The sequence below is a fragment of the Streptomyces sp. NPDC088554 genome (assembly GCF_044752945.1).
Taxonomy (GTDB): Bacteria; Actinomycetota; Actinomycetes; order Streptomycetales; family Streptomycetaceae; genus Streptomyces.
The window spans coordinates 91,810-117,197 of record NZ_JBIVMF010000016.1 but is presented as its reverse complement, the minus strand read 5'-3'; the positions used below and the strand labels follow the sequence as shown (position 1 = coordinate 117,197).

20 protein-coding genes and 1 pseudogene are annotated in these 25,388 nt (G+C 70.5%); 4 read left to right on the top strand and 17 right to left on the bottom strand.

Going from position 1 to position 25,388, the window contains the following annotated elements; translation table 11 throughout:
• The first annotated feature begins 230 nt into the window (after positions 1–230).
• Together ACIP8W_RS20275 and ACIP8W_RS20270 are read left to right on the top strand one after the other, a co-directional pair.
• Entirely contained in the window at positions 231–734 is a 504-nt protein-coding gene (locus ACIP8W_RS20275; RefSeq protein ID WP_401955947.1) for a CAP family protein, read from the top strand.
• 163 nt (positions 735–897) lie between these two features.
• The gene (locus tag ACIP8W_RS20270) at positions 898–2,427 is read left to right on the top strand and encodes a helix-turn-helix domain-containing protein (RefSeq protein ID WP_401955948.1); all 1,530 of its coding nucleotides are present in this window, start codon (positions 898–900) and stop codon (positions 2,425–2,427) included.
• A 266-nt stretch (positions 2,428–2,693) separates the two neighbouring features.
• On the opposite strand, the gene ACIP8W_RS20265 is transcribed toward ACIP8W_RS20270, so the two are convergent.
• The 6 genes and pseudogenes from ACIP8W_RS20265 to ACIP8W_RS20240 form a co-directional block, all read right to left on the bottom strand.
• Entirely contained in the window at positions 2,694–4,019 is a 1,326-nt protein-coding gene (locus ACIP8W_RS20265) for a cytochrome P450 (protein WP_402149075.1), read from the bottom strand.
• Positions 4,016–4,776, bottom strand: a pseudogene (locus ACIP8W_RS20260) (terpene synthase family protein). The gene ACIP8W_RS20265 and the pseudogene ACIP8W_RS20260 overlap by 4 nt, the downstream one beginning before the upstream one ends.
• 250 nt (positions 4,777–5,026) lie before the next feature.
• The gene (locus tag ACIP8W_RS20255) at positions 5,027–5,839 is read right to left on the bottom strand and encodes a class I SAM-dependent methyltransferase (RefSeq protein WP_402204025.1); all 813 of its coding nucleotides are present in this window, start codon (positions 5,837–5,839) and stop codon (positions 5,027–5,029) included.
• A 363-nt stretch (positions 5,840–6,202) separates the two neighbouring features.
• Complete coding sequence (locus ACIP8W_RS20250) at positions 6,203–7,087, bottom strand: FAD-dependent oxidoreductase (RefSeq protein WP_402149071.1); 885 nt, start codon at positions 7,085–7,087, stop codon at positions 6,203–6,205.
• 39 nt (positions 7,088–7,126) lie between these two features.
• Positions 7,127–7,471, bottom strand: coding sequence for a hypothetical protein (locus ACIP8W_RS20245; RefSeq protein WP_402149086.1), 345 nt, complete (start codon positions 7,469–7,471; stop codon positions 7,127–7,129).
• Positions 7,384–7,605, bottom strand: coding sequence for an FAD-dependent oxidoreductase (locus ACIP8W_RS20240; protein WP_402149068.1), 222 nt, complete (start codon positions 7,603–7,605; stop codon positions 7,384–7,386). Before ACIP8W_RS20240 ends, ACIP8W_RS20245 begins: the two co-directional genes overlap by 88 nt.
• 518 nt (positions 7,606–8,123) lie before the next feature.
• Here ACIP8W_RS20240 and ACIP8W_RS20235 point away from each other — a divergent pair.
• Complete coding sequence (locus ACIP8W_RS20235) at positions 8,124–8,984, top strand: PhzF family phenazine biosynthesis isomerase (RefSeq protein ID WP_402204022.1); 861 nt, start codon at positions 8,124–8,126, stop codon at positions 8,982–8,984.
• Between the two features lie 13 nt (positions 8,985–8,997).
• Here the strand turns inward: ACIP8W_RS20235 and ACIP8W_RS20230 are convergent, their stop codons facing one another.
• The 11 genes from ACIP8W_RS20230 to ACIP8W_RS20180 all read right to left on the bottom strand — a co-directional run bounded on the left by ACIP8W_RS20230 (position 8,998) and on the right by ACIP8W_RS20180 (position 23,643).
• Positions 8,998–9,942 carry a M56 family metallopeptidase gene (locus tag ACIP8W_RS20230; protein ID WP_402204021.1) on the bottom strand — a complete coding sequence of 315 codons (945 nt, stop codon included), beginning with the start codon at positions 9,940–9,942 and terminating at the stop codon, positions 8,998–9,000.
• A complete protein-coding gene (locus ACIP8W_RS20225) occupies positions 9,939–10,073 on the bottom strand; it encodes a hypothetical protein (RefSeq protein ID WP_402149062.1) in 135 nt (44 codons plus the stop codon). Before ACIP8W_RS20225 ends, ACIP8W_RS20230 begins: the two co-directional genes overlap by 4 nt.
• Positions 10,074–10,317: 244 nt before the next feature.
• Complete coding sequence (locus ACIP8W_RS20220) at positions 10,318–11,472, bottom strand: class I SAM-dependent methyltransferase (RefSeq protein WP_402204019.1); 1,155 nt, start codon at positions 11,470–11,472, stop codon at positions 10,318–10,320.
• Positions 11,473–11,585: 113 nt separating this feature from the next.
• Positions 11,586–12,467 carry an alpha/beta fold hydrolase gene (locus tag ACIP8W_RS20215; RefSeq protein WP_402204017.1) on the bottom strand — a complete coding sequence of 294 codons (882 nt, stop codon included), beginning with the start codon at positions 12,465–12,467 and terminating at the stop codon, positions 11,586–11,588.
• Between the two features lie 30 nt (positions 12,468–12,497).
• Entirely contained in the window at positions 12,498–14,216 is a 1,719-nt protein-coding gene (locus tag ACIP8W_RS20210) for an acyl-CoA dehydrogenase family protein (RefSeq protein WP_401955963.1), read from the bottom strand.
• Positions 14,213–15,898: an acyl-CoA dehydrogenase family protein gene (locus ACIP8W_RS20205; protein ID WP_402204015.1), complete on the bottom strand. Its 1,686-nt coding sequence runs from the start codon at positions 15,896–15,898 to the stop codon at positions 14,213–14,215. Before ACIP8W_RS20205 ends, ACIP8W_RS20210 begins: the two co-directional genes overlap by 4 nt.
• Positions 15,899–15,912: 14 nt before the next feature.
• Complete coding sequence (locus ACIP8W_RS20200) at positions 15,913–17,670, bottom strand: AMP-binding protein (RefSeq protein WP_402204013.1); 1,758 nt, start codon at positions 17,668–17,670, stop codon at positions 15,913–15,915.
• The gene (locus ACIP8W_RS20195) at positions 17,670–17,954 is read right to left on the bottom strand and encodes an acyl carrier protein (protein ID WP_401955966.1); all 285 of its coding nucleotides are present in this window, start codon (positions 17,952–17,954) and stop codon (positions 17,670–17,672) included. Before ACIP8W_RS20195 ends, ACIP8W_RS20200 begins: the two co-directional genes overlap by 1 nt.
• A 414-nt stretch (positions 17,955–18,368) precedes the next feature.
• Positions 18,369–21,713, bottom strand: a complete 3,345-nt coding sequence (locus tag ACIP8W_RS20190) for a S8 family serine peptidase (RefSeq protein WP_401955967.1) — start codon at positions 21,711–21,713, stop codon at positions 18,369–18,371.
• Positions 21,714–22,027: 314 nt separating this feature from the next.
• Complete coding sequence (locus tag ACIP8W_RS20185) at positions 22,028–22,426, bottom strand: RidA family protein (RefSeq protein WP_402204010.1); 399 nt, start codon at positions 22,424–22,426, stop codon at positions 22,028–22,030.
• Positions 22,423–23,643, bottom strand: coding sequence for an acyl-CoA dehydrogenase family protein (locus ACIP8W_RS20180; protein WP_401955969.1), 1,221 nt, complete (start codon positions 23,641–23,643; stop codon positions 22,423–22,425). Before ACIP8W_RS20180 ends, ACIP8W_RS20185 begins: the two co-directional genes overlap by 4 nt.
• Positions 23,644–23,742: 99 nt before the next feature.
• Between ACIP8W_RS20180 and ACIP8W_RS20175 the strand changes: the two genes are divergently transcribed.
• Positions 23,743–25,383, top strand: coding sequence for an AMP-binding protein (locus tag ACIP8W_RS20175; RefSeq protein ID WP_401956005.1), 1,641 nt, complete (start codon positions 23,743–23,745; stop codon positions 25,381–25,383).
• The last annotated feature ends 5 nt before the right edge of the window (positions 25,384–25,388 follow it).

Below are 25,388 nucleotides of genomic sequence, written 5' to 3'. Positions count from 1 at the left end.
AGCCATCGGACACCGGATGCGACAGAAACGGAAGGGGAGCTTCTGTGCTGAAGAAGCTGGCGAGGCCGGAGGGGCCGAAGAGCCTGGGGAGGCCGGGGAGGCCGGGGAGGCCGGGGCCGCTCGGGATGTCCGGGCGACCCGAGGGGCCGCGGGGACCGGGGAGGCTGCCGAGATCGGGGAGGCTCGGGAGGCTGGGCGTTCTGGCGGGGGCGGCGTTGCTGGTGGGGGCTGTGGCCACACCGGCGCAGGCGCGGCCACCGATGCCGGACGCCACGACGGACACCTTCCTCCAGGAGGTCCTGACGACGGCCAACGCCCACCGGGCCAGGCACCACACCCCGCCACTGACCCTGGACCCGGCGCTCACCTCGTACGCGAAGAGCCGCGCCCAGCTGATCTCGCAGAAGGAGGGGCTCTCCCACGGGCACGCGGGGCTGCGCGCCGGGACGGGCGAGACGCTGTTCTGGGGCGGCAGCTCCCGGGGGGACATGTTCGGGGGCAGGGCCGCGGTCGACGTTTGGTACAACGAGGTCGCGTCGTACGACTTCGACCGGCCCGGCTACTCGCCCACCACCGGCAGCTTCACCCAGCTCGTCTGGAAGGGGACCACCCGGATCGGCGCGGCGCGGGCGTTCGGCGCGGGGACACACGCGGGTGAGACCTACATCGTCGTGAACTACGAGAAGCAGGGCAACATGGCGGGCGCGTTCGAAGGCAACGTACCGCGCCCCTGAGTCTCCGTCAGCCGCGCGCCCCCTCGTACGGCGGCGCAGCGGTCGCCCGAGCCGGTCCTCCGCTCCGACCATGGAGGGGAGGACCGCGCGCGACGGATATTCCGACACCCCGACAGCCCATCACGACAAGGCCCTTATCTCACAACTGAGATAACCTTCCGCCATGGAAGACGACTACCTCGAACGCATCGGCAAGCTCATCCGCGACGCCCGGCAGCACAGGGGCTGGACACAGAGCCAACTTGCCGAGGCGCTGGCCACAAGCCAGAGCGCCGTGAATCGCATCGAGCGCGGCAACCAGAACATCAGCCTTGAGATGATCGCCCGTATCGGCGAGGCGCTCGACAGCGAGATCGTGTCGCTCGGCTACGCCGGTCCCATGCATCTGCGGGTGGTCGGCGGGCGCCGGCTCTCGGGCTCCATCGACGTCAAGACGAGCAAGAACGCGTGTGTGGCGCTGCTCTGTGGTTCGCTGCTCAACAAGGGCCGTACGGTGCTGCGCCGGGTGGCGCGCATCGAGGAGGTGTTCCGGCTCCTGGAGGTGCTGGGCTCCATCGGCGTACGTACCCGCTGGATCAACGACGGTGTGGACCTGGAAATCGTGCCGCCCGCCGAGCTGGACATGGCGGCGATCGACGCGGAGGCGGCCCGCAGGACCCGCTCCATCATCATGTTCCTCGGCCCGCTGCTGCACCGGATGGACTCCTTCCGGCTGCCGTACGCGGGCGGTTGCGACCTCGGGACCCGCACCATCGAGCCGCACATGATCGCGCTGCGCCGCTTCGGCCTGGACATCGCGGCGACCGAGGGCCTCTACCACGCGCAGGTCGACCGTACGGTCTCGCCGGACCGCCCCATCGTCCTGACCGAACGCGGCGACACCGTCACCGAGAACGCCCTGCTGGCCGCCGCCCGGCACGACGGCACGACCGTCATCCGTAACGCGTCGTCCAACTACATGGTCCAGGACCTGTGCTTCTTCCTCGAAGCGCTGGGGGTACGGGTCGACGGCATCGGTACGACCACCCTGACCGTCCACGGGGTGCCGTCCATCGACGTCGATGTGGACTACTCCCCCTCCGAGGACCCGGTCGAGGCGATGAGCCTGATCGCGGCCGCCGTGGTCACCGAGTCGCAGCTGACCATCCGCCGGGTGCCGATCGAGTTCCTGGAGATCGAGCTGGCGGTGCTGGAGGAGATGGGCCTCGACCATGACCGTACGACCGAGTACTGCGCCGACAACGGCCGTACGCGGCTGGTGGATCTGACCGTACGGCCCTCCAAGCTGGAGGCGCCGATCGACAAGATCCACCCGATGCCGTTCCCCGGTCTGAACATCGACAACGTGCCGTTCTTCGCGGCCATCGCGGCGGTGGCGCAGGGCCAGACCCTGATCCACGACTGGGTCTACGACAACCGCGCCATCTACCTCACGGACCTCAACCGCCTCGGCGGCCGCCTCCAGCTCCTCGACCCGCACCGGGTCCTGGTCGAAGGCCCCACCCGCTGGCGCGCCGCCGAGATGATGTGCCCGCCCGCCCTGCGGCCCGCCGTGGTCGTCCTGCTGGCGATGATGGCGGCGGAGGGGACGTCCGTCCTGCGCAACGTCTATGTGATCAACCGGGGTTACGAGGATCTGGCGGAGCGCCTCAACTCGGTGGGCGCGCAGATCGAGATCTTCCGCGACATCTGACCTACGGACGCCACCGCGCCCCTTCCGACCTGCTGCGACACAGGTCGGAAGGGGAAGTAGTCCCGGTTGATCGCCGCGCGCTCGCGGCCGGTCACGAGCAGGTCGTACGTCCTGGGCCGACGGTGCTCGGCCGCCACCCGTGTCCGTACTGTCCCGTTCCCGGTTCGTGCGTTCAGGACGCCCCGCGCTGCCGCGTACCACTCACCGTTCAGGGACGGCAGCCAGGGCGTCGGCGCCGTCAAGAGAAGCCCCCCGGGGGGCCGGAGTCAGGAGTCGGGGCGGTGGGTGACGGTCATGGTGATGGGTGTGGGGCCGAGGGTGGCCGCCGCCACGGGGCGGGGCCTGCTGCCCGGTACCGGGTCGAGGTGCCATCGGCGGGCGACCGCCGCTGTGAGGAGGGTCAGTTCGGCCAGGGCGAAGTCTCCGCCGGGGCAGCCGTGCACGCCCGCGGCGAAGGGAAGGTAGGCGCCGCGTGGGGGCGCGGGATGCTGTTCGGGGTTCCACCGGTCGGGGTCGAACGTATCGGGAGCGTGGTACCACCGGGGATCTCGATGCAGGGCGTAGGGGCTGTAGAAAATCTGAACGCCTGGTGGGATCCGGTGGCCGCCCAGTTCGGTCTCGGCAGCGGTGTGCCGGGGGAAGAGCCAGATCGGTGGGTAGAGCCGGAGCGTCTCGCGCACCACTCGGCCGGTGAGGTCGAGGGCGGGGAGGTCGGTGGCCTTCACCGGGCGGTTGCCGATGGTCCGGTCGACCTCGTCGTGGACCCGGCGGCGGATGGAGGGGTGCCGGGCGAGCAGGATGAACATCCAGGCCGCGGCGGCGCCGCTGGTGTGGGAGCCGCCGATGAGCAGGGAGGTCACGTCGTCGTGGAGTTGTGCGTGGCCGGCACCGGTCGAGAGGCGGGTGAGGGCGGGAGTGTTCGGATCCGCTTCGATGAGGGAGTCCACGACTGCGTGGATGCCGGCGAGAGCCGACCGGTAGCGCCGTCGTTCGCGGCCGGGCCACCGGTCGAGGAGGGCGGCGGCGGGCCCGTAGGCCCTGAGGCCCAGTCCGGTCACCACGGTGGGCAGGGCGCGGTGGACGGCGCTCGCGAATCCGTCCGGGAGGGGGCGGCCGAAGAGGGTCGCGGCCACAACGTCGAGGGCCAGCCCGGCCGTTTCGGTGTTGAGGTCGATGCGTTGGCCGTGGTGCCAGGCACCGGTCAGGGCCTCGGCGAGTTCGGCCATGGTGTCGAGGTACCCGGGGAGCCGGGCCGCGTTCAACAGGGGTTGGACGACACGTCGGCGGTTGCGGTGGTGGGTACCGTCGGCCACAGCGACGCCCGTGCCGAACAGGGGGCGCGCTTTGGCGAAGATCTCGCCGCGGTCGAAACGTCCCCCGGGACCGGTGAGCAGGGCCATGACGAGGTCGGGATGGTTGAGGAGATAGACGGGGCGGCGGCCGATGCGGAACTCGACCACGTCTCCGTGGCCCCGCTGGGTATCGAGGAAGGCCAGCGGTGCCCGTACGAGGTGGAGAGCGTGCCCGATGAGTGGCAGGCCACCGGGGACGCGGGCGGGGCGGCCACCTGCCGTCTCGGCCGGCGTTGTCATGATGCCTCCGTTTGCGACGTGCCGGACGGATCGTCATATCGAGGCGTGCGCAGCCCCCATTCCAGGTGGCCGCGGACCCAGCCGATGAGGGCGTCGGCGGAGCGGTCGGCATGTTGTCGGAGGCGGGGCGGGACGTCGCGTGTCCGGGTGAGCGAGGAGAGGGCGTGGCGGGCCCGCTCATGCGTGAGCAGGCTGTCCTCGCATGCCTCTGCCACGATGCGGGCAGCGGTGTGCCGGTCGAGGCCGCGGTGGTGGGCGGTGACGAGGACCAGGTTGTGGAGATCGCCTTGAGCGGCCTCCTTCTCCACCGTCATGAGGTCGTTGGTCCAGCACACCAGGTTCGCCGCCGCGATCAGCACGTCCTGGTACGGGCGGGAGTAGTACAAGGACGGGGCAGGCAGCCGGACTCCGTTCGCTCCACCAGGTCGAACGAGGGGATGATCGCCCCGAACTCCCGGCGCCGGACCGGGAACGTGTCCGGACTCGGTGTCTGGCTCGCTTGCCGGTGGGCGGCCTGCCACACGCACGCCGAGAGGTAGTCGGCGATGTGGCGGCGGAACCTCAGCTGCCAGGAGTCGGACATGCCGTGGGAGGCCCGGTCGATGATCTCGGCCAGGGCCCGGCCCATCGGTGAGGAGGCCGTGCCGCCACCGACGGCGACCCCGAGCGGGTCGGCCAGGTAGTGGTCGAGGCGGTCCGCGTCCCGTCCCAGGTCGCTCTCGTCGATCCGGTCGTCGAGGAGGAACAGCCAAGCCATCCATCTCGCCACCAGGGCGCAGTCCGCGGTGTCGGCCCGGGGGTGGCACCAGGAGGCCAGCAGGCCGGGCCGGATCCGGGCGAGGCCCAGGGACTCCTCCGTCGTCTCGCAGAGCCCGGTGGCCTCGACCCACGTCAGGGCCGCCGCATCGGCAGTCCTGGCGTGGGGTCCGCACTGTGCGGGAACCGCCCAGACGGCCGAGCCCGCTAATGCTTCGATCATCCTGCGTACCTCGGTTCCATGCGCCGGGTCATGGCCGGACACCCCACATCGCGATCATCGCGTGAGCGATGTCGACGAAGCCGGGACGACTCATGTGGGCGAGAGCCCGGGTCCCCTCGGCCTCGGAAAGCACACCTGCTCGCGTCATGATCGGCAGCAGGTCGGCGACGGACAGGGCCCAGGCCCGTCCGGCCGCGTTCGTCGCGGTCAGCGTCGGGCAGTGCACCCGCATGCCGAGCCCGGCCAGGCCCAAACCGCTCAGCGGGGCGGGAAACGAGCGTGCCCAAGCCGCCACGTCGCTGCCGAGTGACGCGGCGAGGGTGGTCGTGACGGCATCACCGAGGCGTCGTACGACAGGGTCGGGAGAGGAGGCGGCGGGGAAGAAGGAGGGGTCCTCGATGTAGAGACGGCCGCCCGGTTTGAGCCAGGACACCATGCGCGCCGGAAGCTCGGTCCGGGCGGCAATGTGGCACAGCACGCTGCGAGCGACGATCAGGTCGAAGGAACCGGGCGGGAACCCCTGCGTCCGCACATCGTGCCGGAGCACCCGCAGGCCCGGGTGCCGCAGGTCGCTCAGGAACCGGAGGTCGGTGTCGGTGGCCGTCACCTCGCCGTCCGGACACCGGTCCGCCAGCCACAGGGCCAGGCTCCCGGTCCCGGCCCCGATCTCAAGACAGCGCGCCCCGGCAGGAAGGTCCCACCGGGCCAGATCGGCCGTCGTCACCGGGTCGCACAAAACACCCAAGGAGTTGAGGCGTTCTGTCTGCGCGGGGTGGGAGAACGAGAACACCTCTGCCCCGTACGACGGGGCGTCGTGCGCTACCGAGGGATCGTTCGCCATGCGTTCTTCCCTTCCGGTCCACGGGTAGGGCAGGGCAGGGTCCGCGGGCGCGTCCGGGTCCGGAACCGGAACCGGGTCCGTGGCCGGGTTCGGGTCCGTGGCCGGGTTCAGGTTCGGGTCCGGGTTCGGGTCCGGGTTCGGGTCCGGGTTCGGGTTCGGGTTCGGGTCCGGGTTCAGGTCCGGGTCCGGGTCCGGGTCCGGAACCGGGTCCGTGGCCGGGTTCGGGTCCGTGGCCGGGTTCGGGTCCGGGGCCGTGGCCGTGGCCGGCGGCTCCGCAGGCCGGCGGGGTGACATCGTCCGGGTTCTTGGTCGGGGTGTCCTCGCGGAGGGCACCCTGTGCGGCCGAGACCTTCACCGTCCGGTTCACAGCCCCACGCCTCCTGCGGCGGTGGTGGGCGGGAGACCAAGAACGCGGCGTGCGGCCTGTTCCCCCGTGGCGAGGGCGGCGCTGGTGGTGCTGTAGGAGAAGTAGTCGCCGCCCAGTTGGACGGGGGAGTTCCCGTCCAGGCTCGCGGTGAAGGCGGCGAGGTCCCGGTAACCGCCGGCGGGGCGGGCGATCACCGCGTTCTCCCAACGTTGGACGACGGCCATCTCGCGGTGTTCGTCGATGTGCGCGGCGAGGTCCGGCATCACCTCGCCGAGCGCCGCACGCGCGTCAGCGATCACGGCGTCGTCGGCGGCGGTCATCCTGGGGGCGTTCCAGTGGTGCCGGAAGATCAGGGTGACCAGGCCCCGCCCGGCCGGGGCCCGCCCGGGCCCCAGGTTGTGTTCGTACAGCACGATGCAGAGGTCCGGGTGTTCCCGGCCGGGAATCGAGACGCCCAGGGCCGTCTCGACGGGCGGTCGGCGCAGCCCGAAGGTCACGTGCACATCGCTGGTGTAACGCACCCCGGCCAGGTGGCGGCGCTGGTCCTGGTCGAGGCTGGTGACGATCCGTGCCGCGACCGGGGCGGGGACGGCGACGACACAGGCGCGGGCCCGTTCCGTACGGACCTCGCCGTCCCGCTCCCACACCACCACGGCCTCGTCGTCCGTCCGGCGGACCTCGGTGACCTGCGCGCCCAGTTCGACCCGGGTACCGGGGGAGTCCATGACGGGGGTGTCGAGGAGGTATTCGGGGAGGCGCCCCGTACCACCGTCGAAGGTGAAGCTCGCCGCTCCGAACGTGCCCCACATGATGCACAGGGCCCCGACGGCGGCGACCTCCTCGGCCGGCGCGAGGAACTGGCTGCCGCACAACGGCTCCACCAGGTAGTCCAGGAGCTCGCGGTCGAGTCGGCGGAGCGCTTACTCCTCGGCGTTCTCCCGGTCCAGCTCCGCGGCTCGGGACATGTCCTCCCAGCGCAGTCTGCGGCGGGCCGCCGCGAGGTCGCGCAGCAGGTTGACGGCCCTGAGCTTGGCGCGCCATCCGAGCAGTCCGGTCCGCAGCAGGCCCGAGCTTCGGACCAGGGACAGGCGGTGGACGCGACCGTCGCGCAACACACCCAACTCGTCCGAGCAGGGCAGCATCCGCCCGGTGAGCCCGGCGTCCTCCAGCAGTTTGATCATGGGGACGTAGTTGTGCGAGAGCCAACTCGCGCCACGGTCGACACGGTAGACAGTGCCTCCGGTCCGCACCTCGCGGGCAGACATCCGCCCCCGACGTGGTCCTTCCTTTCGAATAGCGTCACTTTCCGGCCCATTTGGCGCAGTCGAAACGCGGCGGCCGTCCCCGCGATCCCGGCACCGACCACGATCACATGGTCGGTGCGAGGCTCTTCCACCATGTGGCGCTCCTCGGACGTTCGGGCTGACTACGGCATGGAACCCTCCACCGCGTGTGACCACCGGAAGCGTGTCGGCGGGCGGAGATTCTCAGCGGTGGCGCGTGATCCGCGTGATGCCTGTACGAGGCATGTGCCCAGCTGCACCACACCGGTTGACGCTGGGTCGGTCTTCTGGGCGGGAGTCAAACTGCCCCTACCACCCCGACGTAAAACGGCTCCGGTTCCCACGAGCCGGGAACGTCTTGAAACGGCCGCGCCAAGGCCGGAAGGCTCCCTCGGCCGAGGTGGTACACCGGCCGCGCCCCGACCGTGGTGGTCACCTGCTCCCGGTCGACTCCCCCTCCGTCCCGCCTCGGCCAGCGCCACGGTGTGATGGTCGTCGACCTGGCTCTCCGCGATATCTGACCGGGGCCGATCGCCGGGTGTCGCTGGGGCCGGCCGCGTGGATGGCGGCGGCCGACCCGGCGGGTGTGTATATCGCTTCTCCTGGTGGGGTGGGGCGTGGCAACGTGGCCGGTATGACCTCCGAGACCTCTTCCGCCATTCTGCGTTACACCGCTTTCAGCTCGGACCCCTCGGGCGGCAATCCGGCCGGGGTCGTGCTCGATGCCTCGGGTTTCGACGACGCGCGGATGCTCGCCGTCGCCGCCGAGGTGGGGTACTCCGAGACGGCGTTCGTGACGGTCCGGGACGCGGAGCGGCGTCGGTTCGCGGTGCGTTATTTCAGTCCGCTCGCCGAGGTCGACTTCTGCGGTCACGCGACGGTCGCGACCGCGGTCGCGCTGGCGGAGCGCGTCGGTCCGGGAGAGCTGGTCTTCGAGACCCAGGTGGGCGAGATCCCGGTGGCGACGGCCGCCGACGCCGATGGGGTGACGCGGGCCACGCTCACCAGTGTGGCGACCGACTCCCACCCGGTCGAGGACTCCGTGCTGGACGCGGCGCTCGCCGCGCTGGGCTGGCAGCGGTCCGAGCTGGACCCCGGGCTGCCGCCGCGGGTCGCCTTCGGCGGGGTGTGGCATCTGGTGCTGGCGGTCGCGAGCCGGGCCCGGCTCGCCGACCTCTCGTACGACTTCGACGGCCTGGCCGGGCTGATGCGCGCGCGGGGGTGGACCACGCTGCAACTGGTGTGGCAGGAGGCGCCGGGCCGCTTCCACTCCCGTAACCCGTTCCCGGTCGGCGGGGTGGTCGAGGATCCGGCCACGGGCGCGGCGGCGGCCGCGTTCGGCGGTTATCTGCGCGCCCTGGGCCGGGTGCCGGAAGGCGGCGAGGTCGTCATCCGGCAGGGCGAGGACATGGGCCGTCCCTCCACACTGACCCTGGCTGTCGACGCCGCCGATCCGCGGGTCCGGGTCAGCGGCCGGGCGGTCTCCCTCGTCTGACGTCCCTGTGTCCCTAGTGCCGGATACCGGTCAGCAGCACCGGCGCGACGGCGATGAGCAGGGGCAGCAGGGGGGCGAGCGTGGCGGCCATGGTGGTGGCGGCCCTGCGGGTGGGGTCGAGGCGGGGCGGGGGTTCGAGGAGACGCTGGACGCGCTGGTGGAGCAGGGGGCGCGGGGTCGCGCAGGAGAGGACGCCCCGGTGCTCGTTGAGCCCGATCAGGGCGAGCGCGGTGGTGAGGTGTCCGCAGCGGCGGGAGGCGGTGTCGTCGGCGGCCAGCTCGACCAGCCGGTGGGTCTGGGCGCGGAAGTGGGCGAACAGCGGGACGCCGGGGAAGCCCGTGGCCAGGGCCTGGGAGAGATGCAGGAGCCAGTCGTGGTGGGCGCGGGCGTGGCCCAGTTCGTGGGCGAGGACGGCGTCGACCTGGTGGCTGGTGAGACGGGCCAGGGCTCCGGTGGTGACGACGAGCTGGGGCGGGCTGCCGGGCAGCCACCACGCGTCGGGGTACTCGTCCTCCAGTACGAGGAGCGCGCCCCGGACGGCGGGCAGCCCTGCGGGCAGCTCGGGGGCGCGTTCTCGCAGGTGGACGCGGCGCAGCCGGCGGCGTCTGCGGGCGTCGGCCAGCTCGCGGGCGAGCATGGCCGTGGTCCAGGCCGCCCCACTGGCCAGCAGGAGCGTCAGCGCGGTGGTCCAGGGCGGCACGGCCGCCAGGTCGTACGCGGCGGTGCCCCGGGGGGACGCCGCCGAGAAGACATGGGCCCGGAAGGTGTGGAAGACGGCCGAGGCACCCAGCAGGAGCGCCGCCAGACAGCACAGCAGGACGGTGGCGACCAGGCACTGCCACACCCACAGCGCGAGCACGGGTTCCCGGTCCGGCCAGTCGGCCCGGGTCAGGACGCTGGGCACCACCAGCGCGGCCGTCAGGGCGATCCCGGTCAGCAGGGACAGGGCGACCGTCATCGCGCCGGCTCACCGGCCACCGCGAGAGCCACCGCGAAGGCCGCCGCGGACTCCCGTACGGGCTCCGGCGCGGACTCTCGTACGGACTCCCGTGCCGCGTGCGGCACCGGGCTGTCGGCGCGTACGGTCATATCGCGGGTCCTTCTCCTTGAACAGGGCGCCCGCCGCCGCGCGGCGGCGGCGATCAGCGGTGTGGCGGCACAACCGTTGCCGCACGCGTGGTGTGCCGCCTCCAGCATGCCCGATCCGGCGCCCGGAGGAGCCGTTCCGCCACGGCGCGGGCCTCGTGCTCGCGGTGAGCGGTGGCCCGTGACAGCCCTCCGGCCGCTGACCTGTGCGGTCAGCGGCCGGAGGGGTGCGGTGGTGGGGCGTGGTTCAGGGGCGGCGGGCGATGATCCCGCCGTACGGCCACTGGTCGCGGAACTCCTGGTCGGGGAAGATCCGGAACTCCGGGAAGCCCGCGTCCCGGAGCGACAGGGACCATTCCTCGGCCGTCAGATAGCCGACGTGGGATCTGCGGGGCGGGTCCAACTCGGCCCGGTAGTAGCTGTGCAGGGTCGACTGGAGGAACTCGCACGGGAAGAACTGCCCCGGGCGGCCCCGGCTGCCGATCGTGAACGCGAGCCAGCCGCCCGGCTTGAGGATCCGGTGGCACGAGGTGAGCACGCGCTCCAGGTTCTCCACGTCGTGCAGGACGCTCTCGAAGATGACGATGTCCGCCGACGCGTCCTGGAGGTACGGCAGTTCGTCGTAGTCGTCGAGCTGGTCGAGGTCGACCCGGTCGAAGTGGATCCGCTCCAGCAGCTCGGGCGCCTCCTCACGGACCATCTCCTCGGACCGTCGCATCAGGGCCCGGTTGATGTCGGTGAAGCCGAACGACTCGATGTGCTCGGCGCGTTCGCGGAAGCCCTCGATCCGGAAGGCTTCGCGCAGCGTCGCGCCGAGACCGGCGCCGCCCTCGAAGACCACGACGGGCTTCCCGGCGCGCAGCCGCAGGTCGAGGGTGCGGGCGACCAGGCTGTTGCACGCCCGCTTCGGGGCGGCGTCGACCATGAGGTACTGCCAGGTGCGCCAGGTCTCCTCGGCGCCGATCGCCTCCTCCAGCAGGACCAGGCCGTCGCGCCCCTGGAGCACACCGCCCGCGATGCTCTCGATGTGTTTCATGGCCAGGAGGGTCGGCGAGTTCGCCCCGTCGCCGAAGTACTCCGCCTCGGAGGTGGCGGCCCGCCGGATCATTTCCTCCGTGGGGCGGTAGGCGTCACCGTCCCGGAGCAGATCGCCCCGGTCGTGGAGGTATTCGATCAGGCGCTTGCGGAAGAAGAACGGCTGGCGTTCCGTCACGCCCTTCGGCGGTTCCGCGTCGGGGTCGTGGATGACCACGCCCTCGGCGATGAGATGTTTCAGCGCGATGCGCGGCAGAACGAGCGCGGCTTCGTGCCGAATCGTGCGGACGTGTTCCGTGTACGCGACGGAGTACACATCGTCCATGTAGAGGGAGTCTATTTCCCACTCGTGTTCGGTCGTCTTCATTCGGTTTTCCCCCGTTGTCGTACTGTTTCGATGGTGCCGCGCACGCCTCTGTGCCATGCGCGTGAAGAGTGCCGTGCGCGTCGTTCTTCCCGTACGCGCCGATGGCACTTCCGTTATGTCGCGCTCTCCCGCCGGGTCCATTCCGATACCCGGTCGGCGACCGCCTGCGGGCGGGCCACCCAGCGGAAGTGATCCGTCTTCTTGAGCCGGAGTTCCTCCGGGGGGATCTCCATACGGGTCACATCCGCCGCCCTGAGCTTCCCCACGAAATGCTCCGCGCAGGTGAGGGGGACAAACGGATCGTCCGGGAACACCACGCAGAGCGTGGGTACCTTTGATTCCGCGAGGGCCTTCTCGTAGTCCACGGAGCTGTTCGCGACCTTGTAGCGGCCGGTCATCGATTCGTATCCCCAGTCGCGCATGAGGCGGCGGGCCTCTTTCCCCGCGAAGGGGATCCACTGCGGGAGATAGCCCCACAGCAGGGTGACCGCGAACATCAGCTGAAGGCCGAAGAACCGGCCGACAGCACGGAGTCCCGGCACCTTGCGGTACCAGGCCGAGCCGCTGGCGATCACGACGACATGACTGACCCGCGCCGAGGTCGCGCCGAACAGCGCCCCCAGTTGCCCGCCGAGACTGTGCCCGGCGACGACGACCTGTTCGGTGCCGAATTTCTGGCACACCGAGTCGACGATCGCCGGGAGTTCGAGTTCGACGATCTCCGCGTAACCGAAGGAGGTACGGCGGGACGCCCGTACCGAACTGCCTCCGCTTCCGCGCAGATCCGCCAGCGCGACATTGAATCCCTCTTCGGCGAGGACATCACAGAGAATTTCGTAGTACGCGGCCCTGACGCCCATCGCCGGAAGGAGGAGAAGGGCGGGCGCGTTCGGCGCGCTCGTCGGGAAGAGACTGATCTCCGTGGAACTTCCGTCCTCGAAGAGCACCTGGGTCGTCTGCGACGAGTCCTGGTCGTCTGCTTGGCTGTCGGGCATGGTCACACCGTTTCTGGCTGCTGGCCGGAGCTAACCCAGCGGGAAGTCGAGATCGGAGAACAGATACTGGTCGTCATGGGCGCGTTCGAGACGGGCCAGCGCGGCCCGGTCGATATCGTCGAGGACAATCGGTTCCCTCCCGATCCGTGTGGCGATCCGCCGCAGGCACAGCACCAGCCAGGTTCCGTCGGCGATGAAGGGATCCGACGATTCCGTACACCAGTTCAGCCATTTCCAGGCGCATGCTCCCGCGGCATGGAGATGACTGTAACGGGCCGCGAGATCATAGGCGGCGCCGCTGCGATTCCAATCGGCGTCGCCCGCGTTCCGTACGGTCTCGGTGTCGAGCCGGTCCGTCTCGGCCCCGAACCACTCCAGGAGTTCCAGGAGTTCCCGCCGGGGGGCGAGTGTGTGGTGTCCGTCCCTGAGCGTCCGGTACGCCGCCGTCAGGCCGTGGAGGACCGCGTCCGCGTCCGTGGCGAGTTCGAGATCCTCCGCCGCCACCCAGTCGAGCGCGGGAGGTGCCGGGGCGAAGAGCCCGGAGGGTACGTCCGTGACCTGGTCCGCCGACCGGGCCCGTGCCAGACCGGGCAGTTGTTCCACGATCGCCTGGAGATTGACCGGGGACGACCCGTCGAACAGCGTGGTCACCGAGCAGTCGCGGCGCATCTTCTCGAAGATGCCGTGCCAGTGTTCCTCGGCCAGATAGGACCGGGCGCCGAGCACTCCACTGAGCGACTCGATGCTGTCGGTGGCCGTTCGCGGGACGAGGTACTTGACGCAGGCGGACATCAACGGGAGCTGGTCCGGGGCCAGATGGGCGGCCCGGCACGCCCCGAGGGCCAGGGTCTCGCCGATCAGGACATCGGTGTACGCGTCGACGAGCCGGCGCGCGACGGGCTCCATTGTCACGATCGGGGCGCCGTAGAGCGTACGGGAGCGTGCGAAGTCCAGGGCGGCCCGCAGGCAGGTGTCGAGCGCTCCCAGCGCGAAGCTGCCGACCATGACCCGGGTGATCTGGAGGGTTTCGAGGAGGATCTCCAGCCCCTGGCCCTTCTTGCCGATGACATCGGAGTCCCTCGCCGGGAGGTCCGTGAAGGTGATGCCGCCGAAGGCGGAGCCGCTCAGCCCGTGGGTGGCGATCCCGGGCAACGGTGTCCACGCGTCCGCGCCGGCCTCGGAGCGGGTCAGCAGGAAGAGGGTCAGGCCCCGGAAACCCGTGCCCGTACGGGCGGTGACCGTGGCCGCGGAGGCGTGTCCGGCGTTGTTGATCAGCCACTTCGTCCCGTCGATCCGCCAACCGCCGTCGGTGGTACGGGCGGTGACCTCGCCCGCGATGATGTCCGCGCCGTGCTCGCGCTCGCTCAGCGCGAAGGAGAGGAAGGCGCGCGACCTCAGCAGCGCGGCGACGGTGTGCCGCTGTTCGGTGGTGCCGCGCAGCCACACCGGAAGGCTTGCCAGCAGGCTGGCCCCGATGGCGACGGTCGCGGTCAGATCCCTGCGGGACAGCACCCGGGACAACGCGAAACACTCCTCCAGCGCGCGCAGCCGCCCGCCGTACGCCTCGGGAACGAGCTGGTCCGCGACCCCCCACGCGAACGCCGCGTCGCACAACTCCCCGGGGAAGGCACCCTTCCGGTCGGCCCGCACACTCCGGGCGAAGGAGCCTGGGCTCGCCTCGTCCCGGGGGTCGCCGAGCGCCCGTTCCAGCGATACGGCGAGGGACGGATCCTGTGGGGTGGTGGTCATGGCGCCTCACTCCCCCGACTGTCGGTGGGGAACATCGTGTACGGGGACGTCCCGTCCGCGTGGAGCCGCAGCAGCTCCGCGCAGAGGGACCGGGAGGTCGCGCGCCCCATCCGGGTGCCGGGGCGCAGCAGCGACACCAGGCCGGCCGCGAGCCAGGGCGCCGGGACGCCGGGGCCACCGTCGGGCGCCGCGAGCCAGGTCCTGGCCAGGCACACGGCGGCGAACACCCGGGCGTAACGGTCGCCGAGGCGCTGCCCCGCCTCGGCGCGCGGGTCGATGGAGCGCTCCGCCTCGGCGTACAGCTCCCCACCCAGCGTACGGAGCAGCTCCGCCGCTCGATGGAGGTCCGTGTCCTCCTCGGCGGCGGCGCGCGCCGTCAGCTCCGTACAGACCGGTTCCAGTCCGGCCGTCACCGGGTCCTCGTCCGCCACGGTGGGGAACGTATGGGCGCCGAGGGGGTGTTGGGGGTGTCCGGCCGGGGCGAAGAGGCGGTCGGCGCCGTGGTGGTCCGTGTCCGGTTCGCCCAGACAGGACGCCTGCGCCGCGAGGGCGCTCAGCACCACCGGTTCGCTCCCGTCGAAGAGGCTGAACAGCCGGACGTCCCGCAGCATCTTCTCGAAGATGCCCGCCCAGTGGCCCTCGCGCAGGAAGTACCGCGCGCCGAGCACCGTGCTCAGCGCGCGCATCCGTGACTCGACCAGGTGTGGTACGAGGTACTTGGCGACGGCCGACGAGACCGGGGCCAGGTCCGGGAGGAGGTGGAGCGCCCGGACGCAGGTGCGGCCGACCACTTCGGCCACGGAGAGATCGAGGTAGGCCGCGGCCAACTCGTCCTGGACGAAGGGGATGTCGATCGCGAGTCCGCCGTACAGCCGTCGCTCGCGCAGGAAGTCGACGGTGCAGCGCAGCGAGGTGTCGAGGGCGCCCAGACTGAGTCCGGGCACCAGGGTGCGGGTCACGAACAGCGCCTGGGCGATGAGTTCGAGGCCGCGCCCCGGCCGGCCGACACAGGCCGACGCGGGAACGCGCGCGTCCCGGAAGCGGATACCGGCGATATCCGCGCCCCGGATCCCATGGGTGGAGATCTTGGGAAGCAACTCGTAGCTGTCGGACGGCAGTTCGTGGAGGTCGATCAGCAGGAGCGTCAGGGACCGCAGCCCCTGCCTGTCCGGCTCGCGGACCAGCAGACACAGGAAGCGGGCCAGCCGGATGTTGTTGATGAGCCATTTGGTGCCGTTGACGGTGTAACCGGCCTCCGTGCGGTGGCCGGTGACCTCGCCGGAGAGCAGGTCCGCGCCGTGGTCCCGCTCGGTGAGCCCGAGGGCCACCCGCTCGCTGTTGAGGACCGACCGGGCGACTTCCTTACGCTGGGCTGGAGTTCCGGCGAGCCAGACCGGCATCGCCGATGCCACGGGCGAGTTGGCGATGACGGCGACCGCCGGATCACGTCCGGCGACGACCCGTCCCAGCTCGAACAGCTCCTCCAGGGAGGCCAGCCGCCCGCCGAGCGCCTCGGGCACCTGGTGGGCGGAGTATCCCCAGTCGTGCAGGGCGTCGAGCGAGGCGCCGGGGAACCGTTCGCGCCGGTCGTCCGCGACCGCCCGCCCATAGGTGAGCGGGCCGTCGGGACGTAACGGATCGCCGAGGAAGTCGGCCAGCCGGCGGGCCCGGTCCCCCGGCACCGAGGGGATCATGGTCAGGCGGGAGATGGCGCGCTCCCCTCGTCCGGGGGAAGCGGCGCGCCCGCGGCGACCTGGACGAGCACGCGCTTCAGCGTTCCCTCCAGCAGCTGACCGCGCGTCAGCAGGCGCTGGAATTTTCCGCTGGTGGTCCGTGGCAGCGCGTTCCTGCGCAGGAGTACGACGTCGACGGAGGCGCCGGCCAGCTCTCCCGCGGCGGCTTCCCTGATCGCCGATACGGTCGGCCCGTACGGCGGGGACACCACGGCGACCTCGGCGAGCACACCGATGCGTTCGGGTGTTCCGGTCCCGGGATCGGGCGGAAGAACGACGGCGATCGCGTGCCCCTTGTGGACGCCCGGCAGATTCCGGATCGCGTCCTCGATGTCCTGCGGGTAGTAGTTCTGCCCGCCGAGGATCATCATCTCTTTCCGGCGGCCGGTCACATAGAGCCGGGAATCCGCCAGATAGCCGAGGTCTCCGGTGGAGCACCATTCGATGGTGCCCCCGTCGACAGCGCCGGTGTCACCGGCTTCTCCCTTTTCCCCGAAGTATCCCCGCATCACAGGGACACCACGGATCTCGATCTCGCCCACGGTGCGCTCGGGGAGATCCGTTCCGCTATCCGTGATCCTGACGTCGACACTCGATACCGGAATACCGCAGCTGACGATTCCCCGGGCTCCCGGAGTGCGCGGTTCGGCGGGTCGGGCGTGACCGGTGCTGTTCAGCACGGACCGGTCCACCCAGTCGACCGCGGCCCTCTCGTCGACAGGGGCGAAAGTGACCGCGAGGGTCGCCTCGGCCAGCCCGTAACAAGGGGTCATGGCCTCCGGAGCCAGACCGGCGGCGGCGAAGTGGCGGCCGAACTCGGAGACGAGTTCCGGATCGATGGGTTCCGCTCCGTTGAGCGCCACCCGGAGCGAGGAGAGATCATATTCCGCGACGTCGTCCGGCTCGATGGCGTCGATGAGATACCGGTACGAGAAGTTCGGTCCGACGGTGATATCGGCCCCGAACGCACAGAATTCCCGCAGCCACTCCTCCGGATGTTTGACGAAGTCCTGCGGCGCCGAGATACGGATGTCGATTCCGGCCGCCACCCCCGCCAGCGTGGAGAAGAGGCCCATGTCGTGGGAGAGCGGCAGCCAGTGGCAGAGCACGTCGTCCGCGCGGGGGCGGACGCCCTCGTGCAGCGCCCTGATCCCCGCCAGCACATTGCGGTGTGTCAGCGCGACACCGCGGGGGTTCGAGGTGCTGCCCGAGGTGTACTGGATGAGCGCCAGGTCCTCCTCGTCCACCACCGGCAGACCGGCCGGGCCGGCGTCCCCGCCGGTGGCGGTATCGGTACGGCCGGGCCCCAGCGTGATGGTCCTGATGTGCGGCAGCAGCTCCGCGAAGTGCTCGGCGTAGGTCTCGTCGACCACGGCGAACCGGACGCCGCAGTCCTCCACGACATGGCCGAGCCGGGCCAGATACGCCGCGCTGAGGCCCACCGAGACGGAGAGCGGCACGATGACCGCGCCCGCCGCCGCGACGCCGCCGAGGGCGCGCAGCAGCTCCAGGTTGGAGCGGATCAGTACGGCGACGGGCATGCCCGGCTCGATACCGGCGGCCAGCAGGCGGTGCGCCACCTCGCGGCCGCTCCTGGCGAGTTCCTCGAAATCGACGGATTCCTCTTTGGGGAAGGACCCGATCGTTTTCCCCGGATAACGCTCCGCCGCATGGTCGAACATACCGCCCAGGGTCCGGACGGAAGCGGGAAGCAGGGTCATCAGGCCGCCGACCTCTGCTCGTCACGCGCGGCCCGCCGCAGAGCGACGACCTCGTTCGCGATATCTCCCAGCGGGGCCTTCTGGAAGAGGACGTCGTCTTCCAGCTCGATCCCGAATTGACGCTCCATCTTCCCGGCGATCCGGAGGAGCTTGATGGATTCGACCAGTGCGAGGTCGGTGATCCTCGACTCCTCGGTTATCCGGTCGAGCGGAATCTTGAGAATGTTCGAAATGATGTGGGCCAGGCCCTCGAACACTTCGGCGCGGTCGGATGATTCCGGCACAGCGACTTCCCTTCGATGTTCAAATTTTGACGGAGTGGTGCGCAGTGAAGGAAATACCTGCGACACCTCTACGCCCCCGTTTTGGTGTCTGCCCGTTCGGCCGACCGATACAGAGTCAACAGCCGTCGAGCTTGCTCCCGCAAGTGGAACCAGCCCAATTTTACTGGCTGTTAACTTCATCAATCTTCATCCAGCCTACGTCAACTCGCATTCGAATGAGAGGGGTTTTCCCAGTGACCTGCGCTACTCCCCGATGATCCCGACCAAACCAGCGCATTCAAGCCACTGGCCGTAAAAAACTTCTTGACACAGAAGAGACCGGCCGCGTCCGGGGGATCGTGCTGATTCCCCGGACGCGGCCGGCCGCGTACCGCTCGCTGCGCTCCTCGGGCTGCCGCGCGAGGTTCTTCGGACCTACTTGAGCAGGTACGCCTTCTCGACGGTGACGTCGTAGGTGTTGCCGCTCCGGTCCGTGAGCTTCGCCTTGAAGGAGACCGACGTGGCCTTCTTCGGGTGGCTCAGGGACAGGCTGCGCTTACCGCTCTTGGTGGTGACCGGCGCCTTGGACCACTTCTTGCCGCCGTCGTAGGAGACCTGCACCGAGAGCGACTTGAAGTTCTTGGCCGCCGGGCCCTGGATGGACAGCGGTACGGTGAGCTTCTTGCCGGCCGCCGCGGTGCTCGCCCGGGTCAGCTTCGGGGCGAAGCCGACCGTGGAGAGCGGCAGCGTCACGATCTTGGTGTCGGAGGTCTTCTTCGAGGTGAAGGTCCAGGCCGCGGCGATCCGGGTGCTGACACCGGCGACCTTGGTGGAGCGGGTCGCGTCCGTGCTGATCCGGTACTTCGCCGAGGTGTCGACCAGTTGGTCGGTGTACTCGCAGAGCGGGCCCCGCACGTTGACGATCTTCTTGCCGTCAACGGTGATCACCGTCTGCTGCTTGGTCACCTGGGAGTAGCCCGCGTTACCGGATCCGTCGGCGAACTCGGCCACGCAGGCCAGCATCTCGTTGCCCAGCCGCAGCGCGTTGCTGTTCCCGTCGATCCTCGGGCTGAACACACCGACGTTGTAGGTGTGGGTGTAGACCTTCTTGGCCTGGTAGGCCCTGAACCCGCCGTAGAGCTCCAGGTCGCTCCACTCGTCCGTGCTGGATCCCTGGCCGACGTTGAAGGCCCACTTGAAGCCCTTGGGCGTGGTGACGTACGCCTTCACCGCGCCCGGCAATGCGAAGCCCTTGGTGTACGTACCGCCCCCGGTCAGGTTGTTCTTGCTCCAGTACGGGTTGACGGAGCCCTTGCGGCTCTTGGCGGAGGAGCCGATCTTCAGGTTCACCTGGGCCAGCTCGCCCTTGGCGGCCTTGCGGGTGAACCCGGTGTACTGCGAACCGGCTCGGTTGTAGAGCAGGTTGTAGCTGGTCGATCCCTTCTGCCAGGTACCGCCGACCTGCGCGTCGAACTTCGAGGCGGGCACCGCCGCGCCGACCTGTCCGAGGCTCACGCCCTTGAAGGATTCCAGCGACCAGCCGGCGGTGAAGCCACCGGCGGGCGTGTTCAGGGCGTAGCCCGTGTAGGTCTCGACGACCTTCGCGGAGTCGGGCGCGGTGATGCTCACCGGCTTCGCCTTGCGCGCGTCGAAGACGACGGTGGTGTTCTTGGTGACCGACAGCTGCGGCTGCACCATCAGGGCGAGATCCTCGCCCCGGCTGCCCTGGGAGGTCATGATCGGCGCGTCGACCAGGTAGGAACCCTTTTCGAGCCGGATCTTCGCGACGCCGTCCTTCGCGTTGCCGTTCGCGTTCTTCCAGACATCGTTGGTGTGGCCGATGACCATGGCCATCGCCGGGGAGGGCTTGCCCTTGGCGTTGACGAACTTCAGTGTGACGTCGTACGACTCCTTCTCGCGGACCACACCGAAGGAGGTACGGACGCTCTGGCCGCCCTCCGTCGCCCTGGCCACGACCGCGCCGGAGAACCCACCGTCCACACCGCCGATCGAGGTGTTCGCGGTGAGGGTGACACCGGCCGTGCCGCCCGCGGGGACGGTGACCTGGTTCGCGCTCGTCGCGAAGAATCCGGCCGGGGCCGCCTTGCCGGTGGGTCCCGCCGTCTCCAGCGAGAGGTCCAGGGTGACCGGCTCCGTACCGCTGTTGCTGTAGGTCACCTGCTTGGTGATCGGCTTGGCGTTGGTGTGCGGCCACCGCTGGAGGCCGAAGTTGACCGACGTCTGCTCGCTGACCACGGTCTGGGTGATCGCCCTGGTCACATCGGCGCGGCCGGCGCCCTGCTGATAGGCCGTCAGACCCGCGCCGGACTTGGCGGACGCGGTCAGCACCTGCTTGATGCGCTTGCCGGTCCAGTCGGGGTGCCGCTGGGCGAGGATCGCGGCGGCACCCGCCACGTGCGGGGTCGCCATCGACGTACCGGACATCGACACATAGCCCGCGCCGGCCGGGGAGCCGAGGCTGCCCTGCGCCGCCTTGGCCGCGACGATGTCGACGCCGGGGGCGGTGATGTCGGGCTTGAGCGAGCCGTCCGCGGTGGGGCCGATGCTGGAGAAGTCGGCGATCCCGTCCTTGCGGTCGACCGCGCCCACGGTCAGGGCGGAGGCAGCGCTGCCCGGTGAGCCGATCGTGCTCACGCCGGGGCCTTCGTTGCCCGCCGCGATGACGAAGAGAATGTCCTTCTGCGCGGAGAGCCTGTTGACCGCCGTCTCCAGCGGGTCGTTCTCCGCGGTGTCCTCGCCGCCGAGGCTGAGGTTGGCGATCTTCGCACCCTGGTCGGCGGCCCACTGCATGCCCGCGATGATGCCGGAGTCCTCACCGAAACCGGTGTCGTCGAGCACCTTGCCGTCGAGGATCTTCGCGCCGGGCGCGACCCCCTTGAACTTCCCGCCGGACTTGGCGCCCGAGCCCGCCACGGTGGACGCGACATGGGTGCCGTGACCGATGTGGTCCACGGTGTTGCCCGAGCCGGAGAAGTCCTTCTGGGTTATCTCCACACCCTTGAGATCGGGATGCGTCTGGTCCACACCGGTGTCCAGGACCGCGACCTTCACGCCCTTGCCGTCGTACCCGGCGCCCCACGCGGTCGGCGCGCCGATCTGCGGCACACTCTTGTCCAGCGCCGCCTTGCGCACACCGTCCAGCCACACCCGGGCGATACCGGGCGCGGCCGTACGCGCCTCGGTCCCCTGCCCGCCCTCGGAGGTGAGCGCCTCCCACACCTCGGCGGTGTCGGTCTTGGGCGCGGTGAGCGCCTCCCCGCCGACGGCCGGGAGGTTACGGCGCACGGAGACGTCCGCGTCCTCGATGGCGGCCTTCGCGCGGGCCTTGTCCTTCGTGTACGAGACGATCAGCGGCAGCGTCTCGCGGTGCGCGTCGTCGTACTCGGCCCTGATCAGACCGCTCACATTGAACAGCCGCCGGTCCAGCTCGCCCCGGCCGATCAGGTCGGAGACATCGGCGGGCAGGACATACACATCGCCCGCGACGCGGTTGACGGCGATCCGGATGCCCTCGCGGCCCTTGGCGCGCTGAATGCGTGTCACCTGGCCCGCGGGGTCCAGATGGACCTGGTCCCCGGTGATCAGGGTCACCACGGAAGAACCCCGCTCCGCCTGCGCGGCCCGCGCGCCGAACGCCTGCCCGGCCGTACTACTGCCGCCGGAGTCCGGAACCGCCCCCACGGCCGCCCCCGACGTGAGTCCGGCGGTGAGCAGGGCGGCCACCATGACCGCGCCCGCTCTCTTTGTGTTACTGCGCAAATCTCCCCCAACCATGAGGTATCAAATCGAACAAAACCTCGAAGCAATAGATACCGAGTATGCACGTACCCAAAGGTCTCCGAGAACGACTCCCCGCCGGCCTCCTCGCCGCGCATGCCTCGTGCCGGGCCCCGGCACGTACGCATGACACCACGGTCGAGCGGGGTCACTACAGCCGAGAAGACGTTCCAAGGGCCGCGCGGGTTGCCCCGTACAGTGATCGATTTTTACCCGCCCTTGACACCCGGGCCCGTCAACTGGGCCCGGAGACCCCACCGATGGGCCCGGCCCCCGCCGGGGACGCCCGCAGGCGCTCAGGGCAGTACGGCGATGCCGTCCAGCTCGACCAGGGCCTGTTCGTCCCAGAGCCGTACAACTCCGATCACCGCCATGGCCGGATAGTCGCGGCCCGCCAACCGACGCCAGATCGCGCCGAGTTGGGGTGCGTGGGCACGGTAGTCGGCGATATCGGTGGCGTAGACGGTCACCCTGGCCAGCTCGCCCGGCGCACCGCCCGCCGCCGCGAGCGCGGCCAGCAGATTGGCGAGGGCGGTCTCGAACTGGGCGGGGAGGTCCGCCCCGACGACCTCGCCGTCTCCGTCGAGGGCGGTCTGCCCGGCCAGCAGGACCAGCCGGCCCCCGGTGGCGGTGACGGCGTGCGAGAAGCCGGTGGCGGGGGCGAGCCCGGGGGGATTGACGCGCTCCAGGGTCATCGGCGGGGCTCCGTCGCGTGCGGCCCGGATGCGGACACTGCTCGGCCCGCGGCTCCGGATCCGTACAACTCCTTTGCGATGATGGTGCGTTGGATCTCGCTGGCACCCTCGTAGATCCGGGTCGCCCGGACCTCGCGGTAGAGGTGTTCGAGCGGATGGCCCCGCTGGAGGGCACGGGCGCCGTGCAGCTGGACGGCGACATCCACGGCGTACTGCGCGGTCTCGGTGGCGTACAGCTTCGCCATGGCCGAGCGGGCGGGTACGTCCGGGGCGCCCGTGTCGTACGCGCAGGCCGCCGCGTACACCAGCAGCCGCGCCGCCTCGACCCGGGTCGCCACCTCCGCGACCTGGTGCGCGACGGACTGGAGGTCCTTGAGCGGGCCGCCGAACGCGGTGCGGTGCGCGGTGTGTTCGAGGGTCGCGTCCAGGGCGGCCTGCGCCATGCCCACCGCGAAGGCGCCGACGCTGGGGCGGAACAGGTTCAGTGTGTTCATCGCGACGCGGAAGCCGTGGCCCACCTCGCCGAGCACATCCGCGCGAGTCACCGGCACACCGTCGAAGGCGAGGGCGCCGATGGGGTGCGGGGAGAGCATCTCGATCGCGGATCCCGACAGGCCCGGCCGGTCCGCGGGGACGAGGAAAGCGGTGATGGACCGGGCCGCGGCGCCCCCGCCGGTCCCGCCGCCCCCGGCCTCGTCGCTCCCGGCCTGCTCGCTCCCGGTGCGGGCGAAGACCGTGTAGAAGTCGGCCTCGGGCGCGTTGGAGATCCAGCGCTTCTCACCGGTCAGCCGCCAGCCGTCGCCGCCACTGTCCGGTACGGCCCGCAGGGCGAGCGCGGCGGCGTCCGACCCCGCTCCGGGCTCGCTCAGCGCGAACGCCGCCACCGCCCGGCCCGCGCATACCTCGGGCACCCAGCGGTCCCGCTGCGTGCGCGTACCGGCCAGGACGACCGGGTACGTACCGAGGCCCTGGAGCGCGAGCGCGGTCTCCGCCTCGGTGCACCCCTGGGCCAAGGACTCACGCAGCAGGCATATTTCCAGTGCGCCTGAGCTGAACAGCCTTTTCAATAGGCCCAGTTGGCCGAGAGTAGAGACCAATTCCCGGTTGACTCTTCCGGGTCCACCCTTCTTGATGAGCGGGCGCAGCCGTTCCACGGCCAGTGTGCGCAGCTGTGCGCACCAGTCGTTCTGTACCGGATCGAGCGAGAATACGGGCATCCGGGCCCCCACTTCCAGCGCGTCTATCGCGTACGGTTGACTGTCGTCAACTTCACGATACGCTCGATGAGCGACGCCACCACCTCTAGGGGGCGAACCATGGAGCTGACACCGTCCGCCCACATCGACACCTTCGCGCGCGACCATCTGCCGCCCGCCGAGCAGTGGCCCCGGATTCTTCCCCTTCCCTCCGGGGCCCCCGCCTCCGACCGGCTCAATTGCGGCGCCGAGCTGCTGGACCGTACGGCCGAGCGGTTCGGCGCGGGACGGCCCGTCCTCCGTACCGGCGCGGGCGAGGTCTGGTCGTACGGGGAGCTGCGCGAGCGGGTCGACCGGATCGCGCATGTGCTCACCACGGATCTGGGCGTGGTGCCGGGCAACCGGGTGCTGCTGCGCGGGCCCACCACACCGTGGCTGGTCGCGTGCTGGCTGGCGGTGCTCAAGGCGGGCGCGGTGGCGGTGACGGTCCTGGCCCAGCACCGCGCGGCCGAGCTGGCCACGATGTGCGGGATCGCCCGGGTCGGACACGCGCTGTGCGACATCCGGTCGGTGGACGACCTGGTGCGGGCCGGGGTGCCGGGGCTGCTGATCACCACGTACGGCGGGGACGCGCCGGACGATCTGCTGCGGCTGGCGGAGGGCAGGCCGGCGCGGTACGAGGCGGTGGCGACGGCGGCGGACGATGTGGCGCTGATCGCCTTCACCTCGGGGACGACCGGCCGACCCAAGGGGTGCGCGCACTTCCACCGCGATGTGCTGGCCGTGGCCGACACCTTCTCGCGCCAGGTGCTGCGGCCGGGGCCCGGGGATCTGTTCGCGAGCAGCTCACCGCTCGGTTTCACCTTCGGTCTGGGCGGCCTGGTGGTGTTCCCGATGCGGGCCGGAGCGTGTGCGCTGCTGCTCGAACAGGCCACGCCCCGGCAGCTGTTGGCGGCGGTCGCGGAGCACCGGGTGTCGGTCCTGTTCACCGCGCCGACCGCGTACCGCGTGATGCTCGACGAACTGGCGGCGCGACCGTACGACATCTCCTCGCTGCGCCGGTGTGTGTCGGCCGGCGAGAATCTCACCGAGGCCACCTGGCGCGCGTGGCACGGGCGGACCGGGCTGCGGCTCATCAACGGGATCGGTGCGACCGAGCTGCTCCACATCTTCGTCTCCGCCGCCGACGGAGCCGCCAGACCCGGCTTCACCGGTGTGCCGGTGCCGGGGTGGCAGGCGCGGGTGGTGGACGGCGCGGGGGTGCCGGTGCCCGACGGGGAGCCGGGGCTGCTGGCCGTGCGTGGGCCGGTGGGGTGCCGTTATCTGGCGGATCCACGCCAGGCGGAGTACGTACGGGACGGCTGGAATCTGACCGGGGACACCTACATACGGGAGCCGGACGGCTACTTCCGCTATGTGGCCCGCGCGGACGACATGATTATCTCGGCCGGTCACAACATCCCGGGCCCGGAGGTCGAGGACGCGCTGCTGGCCCACCCCGATGTGGTCGAGGCGGCGGTGGTCGGGCTGCCCGACGCGCTGCGCGGCCGGACCGTGGCCGCGTATGTCGTGCTGCGCGCGGGAGTGGCGCGGGACGAGGGCACCGCGGGGGCGCTGCGGGAGTTCGTACGGGCCCGGCTGGTCCCGTACAAGTGTCCGCGCTCGGTCGTCTTCCTGGACGCGCTTCCCCGTACGCCCACGGGCAAGCTCCAGCGCTTCCTGCTGCGCGAGCCGTCCGGGGCGCGCGCGGAGCCCGGCTGAGCGGG